Source organism: Mesorhizobium sp. WSM3860 (genome assembly GCF_002294995.1).
Lineage (GTDB): Bacteria > Pseudomonadota > Alphaproteobacteria > Rhizobiales > Rhizobiaceae > Mesorhizobium.
This window is the reverse complement of record NZ_NSGF01000003.1, coordinates 242,818-263,250: the sequence shown is the minus strand read 5'-3', so window position 1 is coordinate 263,250 and position 20,433 is coordinate 242,818. Positions and strand designations below refer to the sequence as shown.

Genomic DNA, 20,433 nt, shown 5'->3' with positions numbered 1-20,433 from the left:
CTTCGCTACCCTGTACTAGCTGCCGCGGGACTTAATGATTTTGGCCTGATTCTGGCTTGTCTGGTCCCAGACAGGAGGCTGAAAATGGACGTTCGTATCGTAATGACACACACGGGTAAAGAAAACATGCATTCCCGGCGATACGTAAAACTTTAAATATAAGGTTAACGCAAGCGTGATTTGGCTGCCTCCGTGACAACATTTTTCCCCGGCAATCGTTAACCCGTTGGCGACCGGAATCCGCCTATTTTTGGGCGGCCGGCCGCCCTCTTCTTGGAGTAGCAGTGCGTATGCGTGGTGACAGTGGAATCGCGTTTTCCATGCCCGGCGGCGACGTGTCGGGAACGGCAGGGTCGCGACCTGTGGATATGGCCCACCTTGCGCGGCAGACGATGGATGATCGCGCGCTCGAACAGGAGGTGCTGGCGCTGTTCGTGCAGCAGGCGCTTTCGGTGCGCGACAAGATCGTCGATGCCGATGCCAAAGAACGGGTGCTGCTTGCACACGGCCTGAAAGGCTCGGCGCGCGGCATCGGCGCCTTTGCCGTCGCCGAATGCGCTGCAGCCATCGAAGAGCAGCCTGAGGATGGTCGCATCCTGAGGAAGCTGGGCGTGCTGATCGATGAAGTGCGGGACTTCATCGCCGCCATCAGCCGGTAGTCCTCCAGGGAGCACATCCAGAAAAAACGTCATGCGGTGGCGCTTTCGCGCCGCAGTTGACTTGTCCGGCGGAGTGATTATCTCGGCTGCGACTCCTCAGGTGACAAATGGCCAAGCTGACTTACATCGCCAATGACGGCACTCAATTCGACGTGGAGGCCGAGAACGGCTCGACCGTCATGGAAAACGCGATCCGCAACGCGGTGCCCGGCATCGAGGCCGAATGCGGCGGCGCCTGCGCCTGCGCGACCTGCCATGTCTATGTCGACGAGGCCTGGACGGGCGAGGTCGGCGAGCCGGAAGCGATGGAGGAGGACATGCTGGACTTCGCCTACGACGTCCGGCCCAACTCGCGCCTGTCCTGCCAGATCAAGGTGCGCGACGCGCTCGACGGGCTGGTCGTGCGCGTTCCCGAACGCCAGGGCTGAACCAAGTCTCCATTTTCCAATTTTGCCCGTGGCTGCTTGGCAGCGGGCCGATGCTCATGCACTGTCGCCACCATTCCCAAAATGGGGCGGAGCTGATGACGGACACGATCAAGACGGACGTACTTATTGTCGGGGCAGGGCCGGTCGGTCTGTTTGCCGTGTTCGAGCTCGGGCTCTTCGATATGAAGTGCCATCTCATCGACATCCTCGACCGTCCCGGCGGGCAATGTGCCGAGCTCTATCCGGAAAAGCCGATCTACGACATTCCCGGCTGGCCGATGATCACGGCGCAGGGTCTGGTCGACAAGCTGCTCGAACAGATTCACCCCTTCAAGCCGGACTTCACTTTCAACCGGATGGTCTCAAGCCTCGAAAAGCTCGAGGACGGCAGCTTCCGCGTCACCACGGACGAGGCTGAGGTGTTCGAAGCCAAGGTGGTGGTGATCGCCGCCGGCGGCGGCTCGTTCCAGCCCAAGCGACCGCCCATCCCGGGCATCGAGAGCTACGAAGGCAAGAGCGTCTTCTATTCGGTCCGGCGCATGGAAGATTTCCGCGGCCATGATCTCGTCATCGTCGGCGGCGGCGATTCGGCGCTTGACTGGACGCTCAACCTGCAGCCGATCGCCAAAAGCGTGACGCTTGTCCACCGGCGTCCGGAATTCCGGGCTGCGCCCGACAGCGTCAACAAGATGTACGCCATGCAGGAGATGAAAGAGCTGGAATTCCTGGTCGGTCAGGTGAGCGGGCTGGCGGGCGCCGACGGCCAGCTCTCGTCCGCGACCATCAAAGGTGGCCCGGACGGCGATATCGAGGTGCCATGCACGCGCATGCTGCCGTTCTTCGGCCTCACCATGAAACTCGGGCCGATCGCCGAATGGGGGCTGAACCTGCATGAGAATCTCATCCCGGTCGACACCGAGAAATTCCAGACGTCGGTTCCCGGCATCTTCGCCATCGGCGACATCAACTGGTATCCGGGCAAGCTGAAGCTGATCCTGTCAGGCTTCCATGAGGTCGCCCTGATGGCGCAGGCTGCGAAACGCATCGTCAGCCCGGGCGAGCGCATCGTCTTCCAATACACGACCTCGTCGACCAGCCTGCAAAAGAAGCTCGGCGTCCACGATTGACGTGATCATTCGGCGAGCACGGGCGCTGCGTGCTCGTCCTTGCCGCGCAGCGGCTTTTCCGGCATCAGCGCCAGCGCGATCAATGCCAGGACCAGGGTGATGCCGGCGGTGAGGAAGATCATCACGAACGGCATCGCCGATGTCAGCTCGAGATGCGTCTGCGAGCCCTCGGCGGCTAGCGGCAGGCCGTAGCCGAGCGCGACGGCGCCGAGCAGGGCGACGCCGAGCGCGCCGCCCAGCGAACGCAGGAAGGTCAGGACGCCGGTCGCGACACCGAGATGGGCGCGATCGACCGCGTTCTGGACCGAGACGGTGCTGACCGGGAAGGTCGTGCCGCTGCCGAGGCCAATGAGGGTCGTCAGGATTTCGACTTCGAGCACCGAGGCGTGTGCCGCAATGGCACTGAGCACCCCGATGCAGGCGATCGCCAGAATGATGCCGACCATGGCAATGCGCTTGTAGTGGACGAAGCGCGGGATCATGCGGCCGCTGAAAGCGGCACCGGCAACGGTGCCGAGCAGGAGACCCAGCATGGCGGTGCCGGATTCGCTGACCGAGAGCCCGACGACCGACTGCAGATAGACCGGCAGGTACACAGACGCACCGATGTTTGCCGCCTGCAGCAGGAACATCGACAACGTGCCGGCGAGCACGATCGGGTTGCCCAGCACTTCGAGCGAGATCAAAGGCTCACTGGCCCTCAGCAGCCGCAGCGCGAACAACGCCCAGAACGCGGCCGAGCAGGCCACCAGTCCAAGGATTTCCGGCGAGAACCACGGATAGGTGCTGCCACCCCAGTTGAGCGCCAGAAGCAGCAGCGCCGTGGCGATCACTAAGAGCACTGCGCCCAACCCGTCGATGCGGTGATATTTGGCCGCGATCGGCAACTTCTTCAGCGGATTGTTGATGATCGCCATCGCCAGGAAGCCGATCGGCAGGTTGATCCAGAAGATCAACGACCAGTGGAGATGCTCTGCGAAGACACCGCCAAGCAGGGGGCCGGCGACGCTTGCGACCGCCCAGGTGCCGGAGATCCATGCGGCGTAGCGGGCCCGCTCGCGTGGCGGCACCAGATCGCCGATGACGGTTTGCGTCAGCGCGAAAAGGCCGCCGCCGCCGGCCCCCTGGATCGCCCGGCCGATGACCAGCACCAGCATGTTGGGGGCCAGAGCGCTGACCAGCGATCCCAGAAGAAAGATCAGGATGGCGGCGTAAATGACCGGCCGGCGGCCGTAGACGTCGGAAATCTTGCCGTAGAGCGGCGCCATCGCGGTAGCCGTCAGCAGATAGCCGGTCACGATCCAGGGCAGGTATTCGGCGTGGCCGAGCGCATGCGCGATGGTCGGCAAGGCAGGCGCCACAATAGTCTGGTCAAGCGCCGCCAAAAGCATCGACAAGAGCACTCCGCCGATGATGGCGTTTTTCTCGCTCTCGCTGATCGAAGGCGAGGCGGTTGTCCCCATCGTCGTGCGATTGTCGACGGTCTGGTCCATGCGTCACTCTTTCAAGGTCGGTGCGCCGTCGGCAAGAAGCAGCCGGTGCGGGGCGTCCTGCGCCCGTCATTCGTATCTCGTATTTCCAAGGAGCGCCGGACGGCGAACACCATATGTCGTTCGATATAGGCCGCTTTCGACCGGTGCTTGAAAGTTTTGCGAACCTGGCACCATTGTTTCGGCAGGATTGGCTTTCGCCGGCACCACCGTTCCAATGGTCAAGCCGGGGGCAACCGGCCACTTTGGGTGCGCTGCATCCGGTAGCGCAGGAGCCGAATGATTCGACTCTCGAAGTTGACGCTTTCGACGCGGTCGAACTGCACCTGGGCGCGATCGTGCTTGACGAGGATGGCGGCCGAGATTTGGGCGGCCCGGGCCTTTGCGGCTTCGCAGGTCCTCTGAGGATAAGTCGCCTTCAGTGCGTCCTCGAGTTCGCGCGCGTGGTTCTTGGCGATCTCGACATGGCGCTCTTCGTGCCGCTTGATGTCGGCCGACAGCGTATCCCAGAACAGCCTGACCTCCGGATCGGCCTTGCGCGGTCGCCGCCATTCCGGGAGGATCACCTTGACCTTCACGGTCACCTGCGCGTTCGCAATCCGGCACGAATTCGCGGTCTGCGCGTAGCTGACGCGCGTGGTGAAAGCCATCTGCGTTGCGCCTGGATGCCGCGAGCCGGTGCTCTTCACTTCCGGCCCGTTTTTCGTCAGCTGTTTTTCGATGTCGTCCAGCGTGCGGCCGCCGACGCTGAAATAGCTGTAGGTCTTCACCAGATTCGCCGCAGCGGCCGGCGTGGCGGCGAGCGCGACCATCAGGGCGCAGAGCAGGGGACGGTTCATCATGTTGCCTCTTCACGCACCTTGCTTTACGGCCGTTGCCGGCGCAACGAAATTGATTTCGCGCGGATCACGCATGGTTGATGGACAATGACGACAAGGCGATGGCAACTCGCGCATGGACGCCATCTCGACCTCGGCCCCAAGTCGGTCGTGGTCGGCATCCTCAACGTCACGCCGGACAGTTTCTCCGACGGGGGATTGTTCATCGCGCCCGAGAAGGCGTTAGCCCAGGCGCGCCGCATGGCGGAAGAGGGCGCGGCCATCATCGACGTCGGCGGGGAATCGACGCGGCCTGGTTTTGCCCCGATCAGCGCCGAAGAAGAGCAGGCGCGGGTGCTGCCGGTCATCGAGGCGCTCGCGACATCGGGCGAGGCTCTGATTTCGGTCGACACCTATCGCGAGGACACCGCGCGGCGGGCCGTCGCTGCCGGCGCGCATATCGTCAACGATGTCTGGGGACTGCAGCGCGAGCCCGGCATCGCGAAAGTCGCGGCCGAGACCGGCGCCGGCCTGATCATCATGCATACCGGCCGTGAACGCCGGAAGCTGCCGGACGTGATCGAGGACCAGCTTCTGTTCCTCAGTAAATCGCTGGAAATCGCGCGCGCCAGCAATGTAGCCGATGACCAGATCGTGCTCGACCCCGGCTTCGGCTTTGCCAAGGAAACGACCGAGGAAAACCTCGATCTGATGGCGCGGTTCTCCGAGCTTCAGGCGCTTGGCTTTCCACTGATGGCGGGGACGTCGCGAAAGCGCTTCATCGGTGGCGTCACCCGGCGCGAGCCCGCTGAGCGGGCTGTTGGAACGGCGGCCACGAGCGTCATCCTGCGGCTCAAGGGAGCCGATCTTTTTCGCGTCCACGATGTCGCAATCAACGTGGATGCGCTGGCGATGGCCGATGCTATGCTGGCCCGAGAAAAACTTTCTCCCGGACGCTGACGATGTATGTCATCCGCATGAAGAACTGCGCCTTCTTTGCCCGGCACGGCGTGCTGGACGAGGAGGAGACGCTCGGTCAGCGTTTTTATGTCGACGCCGAACTCACGGTCGAGCCGAGCCGCCCGCTGGAGGACGATTCCATCGAGGATACCGTCAACTACGGCATCGCCTTTGCGGTTATCGAGAAGATCGTCACCGGGCACCGGCGTTTCCTGATCGAGGCGCTGGCGTTGGAAGTTGCGAAGGCGCTGGCGGCGCGGTTTCCGCAGATCAGGAAAGCGGAAATTACCGTGCGCAAGCCGAACGCCCCGGTCCCGGGCGTGCTCGATCATGTCGAGGTGACCGTTGTCTGGCCTCAATAGCGCCGTCTACCTCAGTCTCGGCGGCAATCTCGGCGACCCGGCGAAATCCATGGCCGCGGCGCTGCGCATGCTGGACGGTGACGACAAGACGCGCGTCACCGCCGTTTCCTCGCTCTACCGCACGCCGCCCTGGGGCAAGCTCGACCAGCCGGATTTTCTCAATGCCTCGGCCGCGATCGAAACGGCGCTCTCGCCACGCGACCTGCTCGATCTCTGCCTGGACGTCGAAAGGCGCCTGAAGCGGGTGCGCGAGGAACGTTGGGGGCCGCGCCTGATCGACATCGACATTCTGGTGTTCGGTGACCGGGTGATCCACGAGACGGGCCTTGAGGTTCCCCATCCGCGCATGCTGAAGCGGGCCTTCGTGCTGGCGCCGCTGGCCGAGATCGCGCCCGATCTTGTGGTCGGCGGCAGAAGCGTGTCGGAACGGCTCGGTGCCGTCGATACCTCGGGGATCGAGCGCCTCCCGTCGGGCCGGGAATGGTGGCTCGGCTGAGCCGTTTGTTTTCAAGCAGTTTTCTGGGCGGAAAACCGCTACACTTTCTGGAATTGGTCCGGCTATCAGCCGGAGAAACCGCCGCCGTCGAGAAACATCTTTTCCTCGGGCGTCGTCTCGCGGCCGAGCATTTTGTTTCGGTGCGGAAAGCGACCGAAGCGCTGGATGATCTCCAGGTGCTCCTTGGCGTATTTGAGATAATCCGGCGCCCTCGCGGCTGTGAGATCGACCGACCGTTCCTGATCCACGAGCGATTCCGAATGCTCGAAGGGGAGATAGAGGAAGACACGGAGTGACTCTTCAAGCGCCATATCCTGGCCGGCTGCGATGGCTTTGTCGGCGAAATGCCTGGCCAGCGGGTCGGTCGCATACATATGCCCGGTGCCGCGGAAGCAGTTGCGCGGAAACTGGTCGAGCAGGATCATCAGCGCCAGTGATCCTTCGGCATGCTCGTTCCAGTCGTCGCATTCGCGCCGCGCGGCGGCATGGTGCAGCTCGAGGAAGCAGGTGCGGAAATCCGAGTCGAACGCGTCGTTCTTCTCGAACCAGGCGTCCTCGCCGGCATCGCGCCAGAATTTGGTGACGGCAAGCGCCCGCGGGTCAAGTTCTGCCATGCGTGGCTCCTCAGCTCTTCGTCTCTGCCTTGTTCAGCACGCCGGCCGTCTCCTCGTTCAGCGCCCGGCCGGCGCGGCGCGGCTGCGCAAGCGGTGTCGGGATCGGCGTGCCGATATTGCCCTTGAGAAAGCGCTGGCCGGCGCGGATACCTTCGGCGAGCTGTGTCTCGAAGCGAGCTGTGTCGCGGCGGCGGACGTCCTCGATCACCTCGGCGACCTCTTCCGGATCGACGCCCAGCGCTTCCAACGCCGAGCCGCCGAAGACGAGCGCCGATTCGAAGGTCTCGCGCAACTGATAGTCGACGCCGGCGCGCACGAGCTGCAGCGCGGTGCCGCGATCGAAGGCGCGCGCCAGGATGGTGACCAGCGGAAATTCCGCCTTGATCAGCTGCGCGATGCGCACTGCCGCCTCCGGCTTGTCGACGCAGATCAGCACGGCGCGCGCTCGGCCGGCGCCGGCCGCGTGCAGGATGTCGAGGCGCGTGCCGTCGCCGTAATAGACCTTGAAGCCGAAATCGGCCGCCGCCTGGATCATCTCGACCTCATTGTCGATGATCGAGACGTCGAGGCCGCGCAAAAGCAACGGCTGGCTGGCGATCTGGCCGAAGCGGCCGAAGCCGATGATCAGCACGCTGCCGGTTAGCCCGTCGGCGATGTCGACTCCTTCCAGCGATTGCTCGTCGCGCGGGGTGAGGTAGCGCAGTGCCAAGATAGCCACAGGGGTCAGCACCATGGAGATGATGATGATGGCGGTCAGCGTCGCATTGGCCTGGCCGTCGATGATGCCGACGGCAGCGGCCGAGGAATAGAGCACGAAGGCGAATTCGCCGCCCTGCGCCATGAAGACGGCCCGCTCGAGCGCCTCGCGATGGCCGCTCTTGAGCATGCGCGCGACAAGATAGATGCCGAGCCCCTTCATGATCATGTAGGCGACGACGTAGACAGCGACGAGGCGCCAGTTCTGGGCGACCACGCCGAGGTCGAGTGACATGCCGACGGCAAGAAAGAACAGGCCGAGCAGGATGCCGCGAAACGGCTCGATATCGGCTTCGAGCTGGTGGCGGAAGGTCGATTCGGAGAGCAGCACGCCGGCGAGGAAGGCACCCATAGCCATCGACAGACCGGAAAGCTGCATGGCTAGCGCCGACCCAAGCACCACCAACAGGGCGGCGGCCGTCATCACCTCGCGGGCGCGGGCATCGGCCAGGATGCGAAAGAGCGGGTTGAGCAGATAGCGACCGGCGACGACAAGGCCGACGATCGCCGCGATCCCGATCCCCACTTCGGTCAAGCGCTCAGACAGGCTGGTCTCCGCGCCCCCCGGCGCCAGGAACGCCACCAGCGCCAGAAGCGGCACGATCATCAGGTCTTCGAGCAGAAGGATCGAGACGATGCGCTGCCCCTTGGGCGTGGCGATCTCGCCGCGCTCCTCGAGCAGTTGCATGACGATCGCGGTCGAGGTCAGCACGAAGCCGGCCCCGGCGACGAAGGATTGCGCGATCGGAAAGCCTCCGGCCAGACCGACAAGCGTCAACAGAACGGCGCAGACGCCAACCTGAAGCGCGCCGAGACCGAAGATTTCCCGGCGCAGGCCCCAGAGCCGCGACGGCTGCATTTCCAGGCCGATGATGAACAGGAACATGACGACGCCAAGCTCGGCGACGTGAAGGATGGCTTCCGATTCGGAAAATATGCGGAGGCCGAACGGCCCGATGACCAGGCCGGCAGCGAGATAGCCCAGGATGGAGCCCAGCCCGACACGTTTGAAGATCGGCACGGCGATCACGCCGGCAGCGAGCAGCGCCACTACCTGTACGAGATCGCTGCTCGATGCTTCAGCCGCCATGCCTGCCGTCCTTTCGTTTCAGCACTCCTCGCATGCAGCGGGAGTTCGAGGCAAGTGCAGGTGGGCTGGCAGGAAGAGCAGGGGTATCGGCCGGGAAACGAGCGCGTGCCTGTCAGGCAAACTCCTGTTGCAGCCTCGTACACAAGTTTGCGCGGCCCGGTCGTTGCGTGCCGTCACAATCAAAGGTTAAGGCACGGTCGGCTTTGGCCATAAGGCTTCGGCCATTGGAAGGCAGCGGCGATGGGCCCCTGCCTTTTTTGAGGAGATGACTGACATGAAGAATTTTTTGCTCGTTGCCGTTGGTGTTGCGGCGCTGGCCGTTTCGGCCTGTTCGAAGGGACCGGAGTGCACACAGGAGATCGCCACCAAGAAGGCGCAGGACATGGCTGCCGCGCTTCAGGCAGCAATCACTAAGGATCCGAGCAAGGCGGCTGATCTGACGGCCAAGGTGCAGGCCGTGACGACGAAATATCAGAACGCCACGACTCTGGACGAGGCTTGCAAGGCCTATGATGAAGTGACCGCCGCCATCAAGAGTTGAGCTAAGTCAAAAACGAAAAGAAGGCGGTGGCCATTGGCTGCCGCCTTTGTCTATCCTTTAGTGCCGCTGCTCAGTTCTTGGCGATCGAGCCGACTTCGACCGTATCGACCCGCTTTAGGCTCATGCCGATGACCGGCACCAGCTGCTTGTCGACGCGCACGGCGACCGTCACGGTCATCGAATTGTCGTCGGGGACGCGCGCCTGCATGACGCCGTTCAACTGATTGCGGTTAATGGTGAAGACGACCTTCTGGGGATCGACGACATTGCCACCGACAATATCCATGCCGTTGCCGCTCGAGCCGCCCATGAAAGTGCCTTTGTAGCCATCCCGGCCCCGGCGTTCGACCGTCGCCGACATTTTCTGGGTGAAGACGCCGACCCGGCAGTCGCCGTCCAGCGTCATGCCGACCTTGCCGTCCGGCGTGGAGCCGTTGAAATTGCAAGTGAATTTCGTGCCCTTGTATTTGCCGGCGATGATTTCGCCAGGGCCGACCCATTTGCCTTCGACCGAGCGGAAAAACTGCTTGTCAGGCTCTGCCCCAACGGCCTTTTCGACGACGCCAAGCGGTGCGGCGACCGCAGTCGTTACCATCATGACGCAGGACAAGATTACGCTTTTCATGGACAACACCCGGCACGAACGAGTCTGCTGTTGGAACCAGAGTGACCATGAAGAAGATTGGTTAATGCTTCGTCACTGGCGACCGTTTCTGCATTTACCTTACTGCTCGCTTTGGCCATCCTTTCGCGTCGCGAACGAGGTCAATGCCGAGAGGAAATCGCCTAGCCCCGGTCGCTTTACCGCAATGAACGGCAGCGGGCGCGTCGTCTCCATCGCCGCGATGCCGATGCGCGCCGTCATCATGCCGTTGACGACGCCTTCACCAAGCTTTGCCGAGAGCTTCGCGGCAAGGCCGTGGCCGACGATCTGCTGCACGAAACTGTCGCCGACGGCGAGCGAGCCGGTCACCGCCAGATGGGCGAGCACACCGCGCGCCAGGCGGAAGAAGCCCAGCGTACCGGGACGGCCGCCATAAAGTTCCGAAAGGCGCCGGATCAACCGGCCGGCTTCGAACACGACATAGGCGACGTCGACCAACGCGCGCGGGCTGACCGCCGTCACCAGCGAAACGCGCTTCGCGGCCTCCAGGATCATCATCTTGGCGCGGGCATCGAGCGGCGACAGAATCTCGGTTTCGGCGAGCCGCACCAGATTGGCGCCATCGATAATCTCGCCGCGCAATTCGGCGAGCGAGCGGCGGCCGGCCGCGGTCTCCGGTTTTGCCGCGACGAAGGCGGAAAGCTCGTCGACCAAAGCGCGCGCGGCCTTGGGGTCGTCGCGCGCCACCGCATCCACGGCCCGTCGCTGCAGTTTCTCGACTTCGGCGAGGCGTGCGATGGCGAGGAACTCGCGGATCAGGACGACGAGCAGCGACAAAAGCGCGATGGCCGCCATGCCGGCCGCCAGCCAGCCCAGCCATTCGGCGCGCGCGAAAAGATCACGGATGAGCTGATCCGTCCACAAGCCGACCGCGAGCGAGACAAGCACGCCGAAGGCGCCGAAAAACAGGCGTGCCAGCAGCGAGCGCTTCCTTGGAGCGGTCGCCGGCGGGGGAGCGGCCTGCTCGATATCCGGTTGGTCGAAAACGTCGATCTCCGAGGGAATGACCACGGCGACATCGGCCCTGGCGACGCGTGGCCTGCGCACGGGCTGGTCGGTGCGATGCTTCTGCGGCGTCTCGTGCCTTGGCGCGGGCTCGGGCTCGATGCGGAAGGCCGCCGGTTTGCGGGGCGGATTCATGCCAGACGATCTCCGATCAGGAACTGCAGGGCGCGGTCGAGGCGGATATGCGGCAGCGAGAGCGTGACGCCTTCGGCCGTACGCTCGAGCTTCGGTGGACGAAAGCGCACGAAACGGATCGCCGGTTCATTGTTTTCCGCTTGCTGCCGGGAAACGTCGAACACGGGATCGACCTTTTCCGGCAAGTCACCGGGAAATATGGCTGTTTCGGCTTTGCCATCGAATGTCTCGCCGTTGATCTTCTCGCCTTTCAAGGGCGTGCCGATGATCACCGGCAATGTGTCGCGGCCTTGCTTCACGGTGCCCTCGCGGGTCGAGCGCACTGCCGCCATGGCGACCACATCGACATCGGCGCCGCTGAAATTGGCCCGCGCCACTGCCCGGTCGGCCAGCCGGCGCACGATCGCCTGCAGCCGGTCATGGCTTTCGTGGTGCAACTGGTCGGCCTTGGTCGCCGCCACCAGAATGCGGTCGATGCGCCTCGAAAACAGGTCGGCGACGAAATTGCCCCGCCCGGGCCGGAAACAGGAGAGAATTTCGGTGACGGCCCGTTCGAGATCGGCCATGGCGGCGGGACCGGCATTGAGCGCCTGCATGGCGTCGATCAGCACGATCTGGCGGTCGAGACGGGTGATGTGCTCGCGAAAGAACGGTTTTACGACATGCGTTTTGTACGCCTCGTAGCGACGTTCCATCATCGCCTGCAGCGATCCGGGGCGCCGCCGTTCGGACAGTTTCATCATCGGCGCGAAGGTCAGCGCCGGCGAGCCTTCGAGATCGCCCGGCATCAGGAAACGACCCGGCGGCAGCGTCGAAAGGGCGCGTTCGTCGAGCTTGCAGGCCTTGAGATAGGCGGCGAAGCTTTCGGCGAGGCGGCGCGCCGTCATCTCGTCGGCGTCGGCGTCCGGATCGATCGAGGAGGCCAGCCCCTGCCAGGCCTGTGAGAGGTCCGAGCGGACCGGCAGGGCCGCCAGCTCCATCGCCTCGCGGGAAAAATCGGCAAAGGATTTACCGAGCAGCGGCAAGTCAAGCAGCCACTCGCCGGGATAGTCGACGATGTCGATCGAGAGCTTTCCGGCCGAAAACAGCCGGTTCCAGCCTGAGGCCGACTCGTATTCGATGGTCAGCCTCAGCTCTGAAATGGCGCGCGTCGAATCCGGCCAGACGCGGTCGTCGACCAGGGCCGCGACATGGTCCTCGTACTGGAAGCGCGGGACGGCGTCGTCCGGCTGCTCCTCGAGCGAGGCGCGGGCGATGCGACCCGATTTTTGCGCCTCGAACAGCGGCAGCCGCCCGCCGTGGATAAGGTTGTGCACGAGAGCGGAAATGAACACCGTCTTGCCGGCGCGGGAGAGGCCGGTGACGCCCAGTCGCAGGGATGGTGAGAAGAGCCCGGCGGCCCGGCCCGACAACGTGTCGAGCGCAATCCTCGCCTCGTCGGTGAAAGTGGTCAGCGATGATGCCAAATCTGCCTCTGGGTCGCCCGTCAGGGCCCGATATAGGCCTTGGGCAAGGCGTTTGAAATGGTGTCAGAGATCGGCGGGACTGAGAAAGGCCTCGAGATAACCAATGCCCTGGCCTGCTTCACCGAGATTGCCGGGAAAACGCACGACGGCGAGTCCGGAGGTGGGAAAGCCATGGTTGAGCATGCCTCGCGCGGTCTCATCGCCGTCGCCCGACACCGCCATGGCCAGGTCCTCGGTCATCGGATTGTGGCCGATCACCAGCAATGAGCCGGCCCCGCTATTCTTGCGAATGATATCGAGGTAACCGGCGGCATCTTCGCTGTAGAGCGTGTCGAAGAACAGCACCCGGCCGGTGTCGGTGCGGCCCGCAAGGCCTTCCAGGGTCTGCCGTGCTCGCTTGGCGTTGGAGCAGAGCGTAACATCCGGCACGTAGTCGCGGGCCCGCATGGCGTCACCCATCGCCCCGGCATCGGCCATGCCCGATTCGTCGAGCGGACGATCGAAGTCACGAACGCCGGGCAGCGCCCATCCGGCCTTGGCATGCCTCAACAGATAAAGTCTGCTCAACCGGCTCCCCCTTTATGTTGAACGCGCTGAGCGTTTTGGCGATTAGTCACCAGAACAGTGTCGTGCACAATGGCATAGGACGCGCAACCGCGCCGAATCGCTGATGAATTCGATCTCGACCGTTGAGAAATGGCCGTCGCGAATGCCTGCTGCTGCGAAGACTAACAAATGCGTGAAACTGTTATCGTTTCCGCTTGTGCAGCCCCTTGTCCGCGAATATATAGGCGCCAAATTTGGGGTTGTTGGGTGAGTCGAATGAACGACATCGTTACCGCCGATTACGTACCCTCCGAAGACGAGCCGTTCATGAACGAACGGCAGAAATCATACTTCCGCCAGAAGCTTATCACATGGAAGAATGACATCCTTCGCGAAGCGCGTGAAACACTCGAAATCCTCCAGCAAGAAAACGCCAACCATCCCGACCTAGCCGACCGCGCCTCTTCCGAAACCGACCGAGCCATCGAACTGCGCGCCCGCGATCGCCAGCGCAAGCTGATCTCGAAAATCGACTCCGCGTTGCAGCGCATCGACGAAGGCACCTATGGCTATTGCGAGGAAACCGGCGAGCCGATCGCCCTGAAGCGGCTCGACGCCCGCCCGATCGCGACGCTGTCGATCGAGGCGCAGGAGCGCCACGAGCGCCGCGAGAAGGTCTACCGCGACGACTGACGCGGGTTGGGACAGACACAGGATTTAGACCATGGCCGGATCTTTCCGGCCATTTTCTTTTTCAGATCATGGTTTTGGACGGCCGATCCTTATCAGCGTTTGTGGCTGGCCAACTCGCCGAGAAGCTTGGTCATCTCGTCATCAAGCGAGGGCTTCGCCGCCGGCTTGCTTGCCGGTTTGGAATGGGACTCGTCCAAGGATGCCTCGAGTTCGTGCATCAGTGTGTCGTCGATCGAGTCGTTGGACGGCTGCGGCGGGGCCTGCCGGCTGGTGCCATTCGTCCCATACGCGGGGAGCGGCATGACCTTCGCGGTCGGGGGAGGCGGTACCACCGGCTTTGCCGGAAGGGGCGCCGCGCGCGGGCGCGATACGGGCTCGCTCACGGGAGCCGGCGCCGGTGCGGTCGGCTGCCTGGCCGGGGCGGGTGCGGGCTGAGGCGCCCGCGGGCGCGGCGCGGCGGCCTGTTGCTGGCCGCTGTCTCCGGTCAGCGCCGGGCGACGAGGTGCTGCCAGCCTTATGTCGCGTTCGACCACGACATCAGTCGGGCCGCCGATCAGGATGAGGTGTTCGATATCGTCGCGCCGCACCAGCACCAGCCGGCGGTGGCTGTCGACAGCGGTGGCGTCCATGACGGCGAGCCGTGTCTTGCGATTCCTGCCGCCGGCAACGAAGGTGCCGAAAGTCAGGTTGCGGACCACCTTGATGACGAGCAGGACGACGACCAGCAGAATAAGGGCCGCGAACGTCCAAAGGATTGCAGCGACGTAACCCGGCCCCGCTACGCTATCCAGCCACTGCAGCATCGGTGCACCCAATCGCCTTTGAAGTGACGCGACACTAGACCTTAGGGACTAGGCTCCGCAAGGCGACAGCACCCATCGTGAACAGTTTGAAACATGAATCGTTGATTTTATCGGACATTTGCCGTCCGGGCCTTTTCCGCTACAGGAGAATGTGATTCAACCGGCCGTTCGCGGGTGTCGGGGCATCGGAATCACGAGCAGGGGGCACATGGCCAAGGAAACGCGCGGCGATTTCTATCCGGTACCGATCGTCGACCAAAACACGCGTCCGGGCGCCATCGCCAGGCTCATCATTTTCATCGTCGTTTTGACCGGCGCCGCGGTCGTCTTCGGGTTGTTCCGCGAGCGCCTGGGCGATCCGTTCCTGCTCGGCATGCTGGGCGTGCTCGCCATGATCGGCGTCGGCTTTCTGTTCGCGACGGCGATCGGCTTCGTGCAGATCGCGCCGCGTTCAACCGGCGACGAGTTGTCCAAAGCCTTCGTCGATTCAATGTCGCAAGGCCTCCTGGTCACCGACACCAAGGGCCGCGTTATCTACGCCAACCGGGCCTATGCCGAGATGACGGGCGCCGCTTCGGCGGCCGACCTCAAGACGGTCGAGGGGCTGCTTTCGGATGTCCCCGAGGCCTCGATGACCATCTACCGGCTGGCGTCCGGCCTGCGCGACGGCCAGGCAGGCGACGGTGAATTCCGCCTGGCGCAGTCGATCAAGCCTGGGGCCGAGCCGGGCGCGCGCTGGTACCGCGCCCGCGCCCGCGCCTTCAACGTGCCGGGCCAGCGGCTGCCGATGCTTGCCTGGCAGATCGCAGACATCTCGCAGGAGCGGGCGGAACAGGAGCGTTTCTTCCTCGACCTGCAAAAGGCGATAGACCATCTCGACCACGCGCCGGCAGGCTTCTTCTCAGCCGACCAGGAAGGCCGCGTCACCTATATTAATGCGACACTTGCCGAATGGCTGGGCATCGACCTTGCCAGCTTCACCCCGGGCGCGGTCACGCTGCCGGAGATCGTCGCCGGCGACGGCATGGCGCTCGTCCGCTCGGTCAAGGCTGATCCCGGCGCCACGCGCAACGCCGTCATCGACCTTGATCTCACGACAATGAGCGGCCAGGCACTGCCGGTCCGCTTCATGCACCGCGTTTCGGCAAGCCGCGAAGGAGTGAACGGGCCGACCCGCACCATCGTGCTCAACCGCACCCAGGGTGAGGACGCGTCCGCCGACCTGCGCGCCTCGGAGGTGCGCTTCACTCGTTTCTTCAACTCGACGCCGATGGCGATAGCCGGCGTCGATGCCGGCGGGCGCATCCTGCGCACCAATGCGCCGTTCCTGTCGCTGTTTTCGTCCGTCGTCGACCGAGACGCTGTCGACCGGCGTGTGCGCTTCGAGAGCGTGGTGCATGAACGTGACCGGCCGGCCTTCGCCGCCGCCTTCGAGAAGGCGAGGCAGCGGCAGGCCAATATCGAGCCGATCGACTCGCTGCTGCCCGGCCATGAGGAGCGCCACATCCGCTTCTACGTGAATGCGGTCGCCGACGGCGCCGGCGGCGAGGGTGCGGAGGAATCGGCCATCGTCTACGCCGTCGAGACCACCGAGCAGAAGGCGCTCGAGGGTCAGATGGCCCAGAGCCAAAAGATGCAGGCGGTCGGCCAGCTTGCCGGCGGCATCGCGCACGACTTCAACAACGTGCTCACCGCCATCATCATGGCGTCGGACCTCCTGCTCACCAACCACCGGCCGTCGGACCCGTCCTTCCCCGACATCATGAACATCAAGCAGAACGCCAACCGTGCGGCGTCGCTTGTCAGGCAATTGCTCGCCTTCTCGCGCAAGCAGACCTTGCGGCCGGAAGTTCTCAACCTGACCGATGTGCTTGCCGACCTGCGCATGCTGCTTGCCCGCCTGGTCGGCAACGATATCAGGCTGAAGATCGACCACGGCCGCGATCTGTGGCCGGTCAAGGTCGACATCGGCCAATTCGAGCAGGTGGTGGTCAATCTCGCCGTCAACGCGCGCGATGCGATGCCCACCGGCGGCGATCTTACCGTGCGCACCCGCAACGTCATGGCCGAGGAGTGCAAATCCTTCGCGTATCGCGAGCTTATCCCGGCCGACTATGTGCTGGTCGAGGTCGAGGACACGGGCAGCGGCATCGCGCCGGACGTGCTGAAGAAGATATTCGAGCCGTTCTTCACCACAAAGGAGGTCGGCAAGGGAACGGGCCTTGGCCTCTCGATGGTCTATGGCATCATCAAGCAGACCGGCGGCTTCATCTACTGCGATTCCGAAGTCGGCAAGGGCACCGTGTTCCGCATCTTCCTGCCGCGCCATGTGGCAGAGGTGAAGAAGGTGAGCGAGCCTGGCGACACCGCGGCGGCAGCTCCAGCCAAGCCGGCCGACACGGTGAAGGACCTCTCAGGTTCGGCGACCGTGCTTCTGGTCGAGGACGAGGACGCCGTTCGCATGGGCGGCGTCAGGGCGCTGACCTCGCGCGGCTATACCGTTCACGAGGCTTCCTCCGGCGTCGAGGCGCTGGAGGTCTTCGAGGCGCTCGGCGGCAAGGTCGACATCGTCGTGTCCGATGTGGTGATGCCGGAAATGGACGGGCCGACGCTGCTCGGCGAACTGCGCAAGCGGCAGCCGGATATAAAATTCGTCTTCGTTTCCGGCTATGCCGAGGACGCCTTTGCCAAAAATCTGCCGGCCGACGCGCATTTCGGCTTCTTGCCCAAGCCCTTCTCGCTCAAGCAACTGGCGACGATCGTCAAAGACGTGCTGGAATCTTAAGCGCGTCGCGCCGGGGCGGACGCGCTTCAAATCTTTGTTTGACGCATGTCGTTCTCCCAAAAGCGCTGCGCACTTTTACGCGACATGTCTTAAACAGCTACCGCTTGCACATTGCGGCGACCCTGCCCATGATGGAGATCGGATGGGTCCTGTCATGGGGGTGGTAGCGCGTGACGCCGCACATCGAGGCGGGCAGGGGAGATTATGCCGAAACGGTGCTGCTGCCGGGCGACCCCGAGCGTGCGCAGTGGATGGCGCAAACTTTTCTGGAGGCGCCGCGTTGCGTCAATCTCCGTCGGGGCGCTCTCGGCTTCACCGGCCGTTTCCGCGGCAAGCCGGTCAGCATCCAGGCAACCGGCATCGGCGTCTCTTCTTTCCTGATCTATGCCCATGAACTGCTGGACTATCATGGCGTGAAGACGCTGATCCGCACAGGAACCTGCGGCGCATTGTCGGATGACGTTCCGCTGCGGGGCTTGGTCGTTTCCAGCGCCGTGCGCGCCGAGGGCCCCATCAGCGGGCAGGTGTTCGGACTTTACCAGTCGGCCGGCCCCGATGAGGCGCTTCATGCGCTGGCGCTGCAGCGGGCCGCCGATCTCGGTATCGCCTGCAGCGCCGGCCTCACCGTCTGCAGCGACATCTTCCATCATCCCGATGGCCGCGCCCGCTTCGACGAGCCCAGGGCGCTCGGCGCGCTGGCGGTCGACATGGAAACCAGCGCGCTCTACCGCATCTCGGCGCAGTTCGGCGCGCGCGCCCTATCGCTGCTGACCGTGGTCGACCACGTCGCCGCCGACGAGCAGACCGACTATTCCGAACGCCAAGCGCTGTTCACCGACATGACACGCCTGGCGCTGGACGTCGCGGTCAATGCTTAGGCAACTTCCCGCTTCAGTTGCCCTCGGCTGTCGGCCGGCGACCCGCAGATAAAGCGCGCAGGTGGTGCGCAGCATCGAAGCGAAGTTCCTTTTTCGATCAGTGTTTCGTGCAGGTGGAGGCGGTGAAGGCGCCGTCCTGCTGCTTCATGATGATGTCGAAGGCGGGACTGCTTGGATCATCGAGCGTCGCCTGCGTCAGTGAGATCGAGTTGCCGCCGCTCGTATAGCCGCCGAGCGGGCCCAGCCAGCTGATCTCGCCATTGGCGTCCATCTGGTAGTTGTAGGTTCCCGAAGTGCCGAAGGTCACCGGACCGCTATAGACATTGCCCTTGATGGTGATGTCGCCGAGGTTGATGAAGAGGCCGAGCAGGTAGACCTCGCAGTGATAGACGCCGTCCGGCAGCTTGCCTTCGGCGAAGTCGGCGCGGGCGTTGCAGACGGCCGACGCAAGAAGCAGGAACGTCATAGCAATGCGAATCAGGATGGCCATTAGGTCGCTCATTTCGACGGCGACCTTGCCCCATTTTGCCGCTGCCCCGCAACCGCCGCTGGACTGCCGTATGCGGGGCCGAGATTAAAGTTTAGGCATTTTTACCATTTGGGCAAAATCTAGGCAGGTGTGCGCAAAGTTTTCTCAATCCTCATGCATCCGAGACGCCCGCCGCGTTCGCCGGCTATCCGATAAGCAGTTGTAAATATTTATCTATCGCTCCCCACATCGCCATGCTTCCGCGTTTGGCACGTCGCTTGCACCACCTTGTTGCGATGCAAAACAGCCAGCTTGGGAGCGTGGAACATGAGGGGTAATTTCTCGACGATAACAAAAATGTTTTCGGCCGGCGTAGTCGCTGCCGGCCTGTCAATGTCGGCTCCCGCCAAGGCGGCCGAAGGCACGATCAAGGTCGGCATCCTCCATTCGCTGTCGGGGACCATGGCGATTTCGGAGACGACGCTGAAGGACGTCATGCTGATGCTGATCGATGAGCAGAACGCCAAGGGCGGCCTGCTCGGCAAGAAGCTTGAGGCCGTCGTCGTCGATCCAGCGTCAAACTGGCCGCTCTTCGCCGAGAAGGCGCGAGAGCTGATTTCAAAGGACAAGGTGGCGGCGGTGTTCGGCTGCTGGACCTCGGTGTCGCGCAAGTCTGTGCTGCCGGTGTTCAGCGAACTCGACAACATCCTCTTCTACCCCGTCCAATATGAGGGCGAGGAGAGCGAGCGCAACGTCTTCTACACCGGCGCTGCCCCGAACCAGCAGGCGATTCCTGCCGTCGATTATCTGATGAGCGCGGATGGCGGCTCGGTGAAGCGCTGGGTGCTCGAAGGCACCGACTATGTCTACCCGCGCACCACCAACAAGATCCTCGAAGCGTATCTGAAGTCGAAGGGCGTGCCGGCCGAGGACATCATGGTCAACTACACACCGTTCGGTTTCTCCGACTGGCAGACCGAGGTCTCGGCGATCAAGAAGTTCGGCTCGGCCGGCAAAAAGACGGCCGTCGTGTCGACCGTCAACGGCGACGCCAACGTGCCGTTCTACAAGGAACTCGGCAACCAGGGCATCAAGGCCGAGGACATCCCGGTCATGGCCTTCTCGGTCGGCGAGGAAGAGCTGGCCGGTCTCGATACCGGTCCGCTGGTCGGCCATCTCGCCGCCTGGAACTACTTCGAAAGCGTCGACACGCCGGAGAACAAGAAGTTCATCGACGACTGGCACAAGTTCATCAAGAACGACAAGCGCACCACCAACGACCCGATGGAAGCCCACTATATCGGCTTCAACATGTGGGTGAAGGCGGTCGAGAAGGCCGGCACCACCGATCCGGACAAGGTCATCGACGCCATGGTTGGGGTCTCGGTGCCGAACCTCACCGGCGGCTATTCGACCATGATGCCGAACCACCACATCACCAAGCCGGTGCTGATCGGCGAGATCCAGGCCGACGGCCAGTTCGAGACCGTCTCGCAGACGCCCGGCCTGGTTATGGGCGACGAATGGTCCAACTACCTGCCGGATTCCAAGAACCTGATCTCCGATTGGCGTGCCCCTCTGTCGTGCGGCAACTTCAACGTCGCCACCGGCAAATGCGGCGGCAAGGGAACCAACTGATCCTCCCAGG

Annotated in this window: 21 protein-coding genes; 11 read left to right on the top strand and 10 right to left on the bottom strand. The window is 63.4% G+C overall.

Annotated features, from left to right (window positions below):
* The first annotated feature begins 290 nt into the window (after window positions 1-290).
* The 3 genes from CK220_RS07815 (at window position 291) to CK220_RS07805 (ending at window position 2,214) form a co-directional block, all read left to right on the top strand.
* The gene (locus CK220_RS07815; RefSeq protein ID WP_095810971.1) at window positions 291-659 is read left to right on the top strand and encodes an Hpt domain-containing protein; all 369 of its coding nucleotides are present in this window, start codon (window positions 291-293) and stop codon (window positions 657-659) included.
* A gap of 107 nt (window positions 660-766) precedes the next feature.
* Window positions 767-1,087 (top strand): 2Fe-2S iron-sulfur cluster-binding protein, encoded by a 321-nt coding sequence (locus tag CK220_RS07810; protein ID WP_066992377.1) that lies wholly within the window; start codon window positions 767-769, stop codon window positions 1,085-1,087.
* Window positions 1,088-1,182: 95 nt separating this feature from the next.
* Window positions 1,183-2,214: an NAD(P)/FAD-dependent oxidoreductase gene (locus CK220_RS07805; protein ID WP_067319714.1), complete on the top strand. Its 1,032-nt coding sequence runs from the start codon at window positions 1,183-1,185 to the stop codon at window positions 2,212-2,214.
* Between the two features lie 5 nt (window positions 2,215-2,219).
* Here the strand turns inward: CK220_RS07805 and CK220_RS07800 are convergent, their stop codons facing one another.
* Together CK220_RS07800 and CK220_RS07795 are read right to left on the bottom strand one after the other, a co-directional pair.
* A complete protein-coding gene (locus CK220_RS07800; protein WP_095810970.1) occupies window positions 2,220-3,707 on the bottom strand; it encodes an MDR family MFS transporter in 1,488 nt (495 codons plus the stop codon).
* Between the two features lie 218 nt (window positions 3,708-3,925).
* Complete coding sequence (locus CK220_RS07795) at window positions 3,926-4,546, bottom strand: DUF922 domain-containing protein (RefSeq protein ID WP_095810969.1); 621 nt, start codon at window positions 4,544-4,546, stop codon at window positions 3,926-3,928.
* Window positions 4,547-4,630: 84 nt separating this feature from the next.
* Between CK220_RS07795 and folP the strand changes: the two genes are divergently transcribed.
* The 3 genes from folP to folK are packed head-to-tail and all read left to right on the top strand — an operon-like array spanning window position 4,631 to window position 6,340.
* On the top strand, window positions 4,631-5,482 hold the full coding sequence (gene folP, locus CK220_RS07790) for a dihydropteroate synthase (protein WP_095810968.1): 852 nt from the start codon (window positions 4,631-4,633) through the stop codon (window positions 5,480-5,482).
* A 2-nt stretch (window positions 5,483-5,484) separates the two neighbouring features.
* On the top strand, window positions 5,485-5,844 hold the full coding sequence (gene folB, locus CK220_RS07785; protein ID WP_066992392.1) for a dihydroneopterin aldolase: 360 nt from the start codon (window positions 5,485-5,487) through the stop codon (window positions 5,842-5,844).
* Window positions 5,828-6,340: a 2-amino-4-hydroxy-6-hydroxymethyldihydropteridine diphosphokinase gene (gene folK, locus CK220_RS07780; RefSeq protein ID WP_095810967.1), complete on the top strand. Its 513-nt coding sequence runs from the start codon at window positions 5,828-5,830 to the stop codon at window positions 6,338-6,340. Before folB ends, folK begins: the two co-directional genes overlap by 17 nt.
* Before the next feature lie 65 nt (window positions 6,341-6,405).
* Here folK and CK220_RS07775 read toward each other — a convergent pair whose 3' ends face one another.
* On the bottom strand, window positions 6,406-6,954 hold the full coding sequence (locus CK220_RS07775) for a DUF924 family protein (RefSeq protein WP_095810966.1): 549 nt from the start codon (window positions 6,952-6,954) through the stop codon (window positions 6,406-6,408).
* Between the two features lie 10 nt (window positions 6,955-6,964).
* Window positions 6,965-8,800 (bottom strand): monovalent cation:proton antiporter-2 (CPA2) family protein, encoded by a 1,836-nt coding sequence (locus CK220_RS07770; protein ID WP_095810965.1) that lies wholly within the window; start codon window positions 8,798-8,800, stop codon window positions 6,965-6,967.
* Window positions 8,801-9,065: 265 nt separating this feature from the next.
* Between CK220_RS07770 and CK220_RS07765 the strand changes: the two genes are divergently transcribed.
* Window positions 9,066-9,341 carry a hypothetical protein gene (locus tag CK220_RS07765; RefSeq protein ID WP_245429039.1) on the top strand — a complete coding sequence of 92 codons (276 nt, stop codon included), beginning with the start codon at window positions 9,066-9,068 and terminating at the stop codon, window positions 9,339-9,341.
* 70 nt (window positions 9,342-9,411) lie between these two features.
* On the opposite strand, the gene CK220_RS07760 is transcribed toward CK220_RS07765, so the two are convergent.
* From CK220_RS07760 to CK220_RS07745, 4 genes are all read right to left on the bottom strand, one after another.
* Window positions 9,412-9,966, bottom strand: coding sequence for a hypothetical protein (locus tag CK220_RS07760; RefSeq protein ID WP_095810963.1), 555 nt, complete (start codon window positions 9,964-9,966; stop codon window positions 9,412-9,414).
* Window positions 9,967-10,065: 99 nt separating this feature from the next.
* Window positions 10,066-11,145, bottom strand: coding sequence for a TIGR01620 family protein (locus CK220_RS07755; RefSeq protein ID WP_095810962.1), 1,080 nt, complete (start codon window positions 11,143-11,145; stop codon window positions 10,066-10,068).
* Window positions 11,142-12,611 carry a YcjX family protein gene (locus CK220_RS07750; RefSeq protein WP_095810961.1) on the bottom strand — a complete coding sequence of 490 codons (1,470 nt, stop codon included), beginning with the start codon at window positions 12,609-12,611 and terminating at the stop codon, window positions 11,142-11,144. The genes CK220_RS07755 and CK220_RS07750 overlap by 4 nt, the downstream gene beginning before the upstream one ends.
* 63 nt (window positions 12,612-12,674) lie before the next feature.
* Window positions 12,675-13,178 carry a histidine phosphatase family protein gene (locus CK220_RS07745; RefSeq protein WP_095810960.1) on the bottom strand — a complete coding sequence of 168 codons (504 nt, stop codon included), beginning with the start codon at window positions 13,176-13,178 and terminating at the stop codon, window positions 12,675-12,677.
* 255 nt (window positions 13,179-13,433) lie between these two features.
* On the opposite strand from CK220_RS07745, the gene dksA reads away from it, so the two are divergent.
* Window positions 13,434-13,850 (top strand): RNA polymerase-binding protein DksA, encoded by a 417-nt coding sequence (gene dksA, locus CK220_RS07740; protein ID WP_040972254.1) that lies wholly within the window; start codon window positions 13,434-13,436, stop codon window positions 13,848-13,850.
* Window positions 13,851-13,942: 92 nt separating this feature from the next.
* Here the strand turns inward: dksA and CK220_RS07735 are convergent, their stop codons facing one another.
* Window positions 13,943-14,653, bottom strand: coding sequence for a flagellar biosynthetic protein FliO (locus CK220_RS07735; RefSeq protein WP_176479021.1), 711 nt, complete (start codon window positions 14,651-14,653; stop codon window positions 13,943-13,945).
* Window positions 14,654-14,861: 208 nt separating this feature from the next.
* Here CK220_RS07735 and CK220_RS07730 point away from each other — a divergent pair, with 208 nt between their 5' ends.
* Window positions 14,862-17,438 carry an ATP-binding protein gene (locus tag CK220_RS07730; RefSeq protein ID WP_095810959.1) on the top strand — a complete coding sequence of 859 codons (2,577 nt, stop codon included), beginning with the start codon at window positions 14,862-14,864 and terminating at the stop codon, window positions 17,436-17,438.
* A gap of 170 nt (window positions 17,439-17,608) precedes the next feature.
* Window positions 17,609-18,316 (top strand): purine-nucleoside phosphorylase, encoded by a 708-nt coding sequence (locus tag CK220_RS07725; RefSeq protein WP_095810958.1) that lies wholly within the window; start codon window positions 17,609-17,611, stop codon window positions 18,314-18,316.
* A gap of 97 nt (window positions 18,317-18,413) precedes the next feature.
* On the opposite strand, the gene CK220_RS07720 is transcribed toward CK220_RS07725, so the two are convergent.
* On the bottom strand, window positions 18,414-18,806 hold the full coding sequence (locus CK220_RS07720) for a hypothetical protein (protein WP_095810957.1): 393 nt from the start codon (window positions 18,804-18,806) through the stop codon (window positions 18,414-18,416).
* A gap of 306 nt (window positions 18,807-19,112) precedes the next feature.
* Between CK220_RS07720 and urtA the strand changes: the two genes are divergently transcribed.
* Entirely contained in the window at window positions 19,113-20,423 is a 1,311-nt protein-coding gene (gene urtA, locus CK220_RS07715) for an urea ABC transporter substrate-binding protein (RefSeq protein ID WP_095810956.1), read from the top strand.
* The last annotated feature ends 10 nt before the right edge of the window (window positions 20,424-20,433 follow it).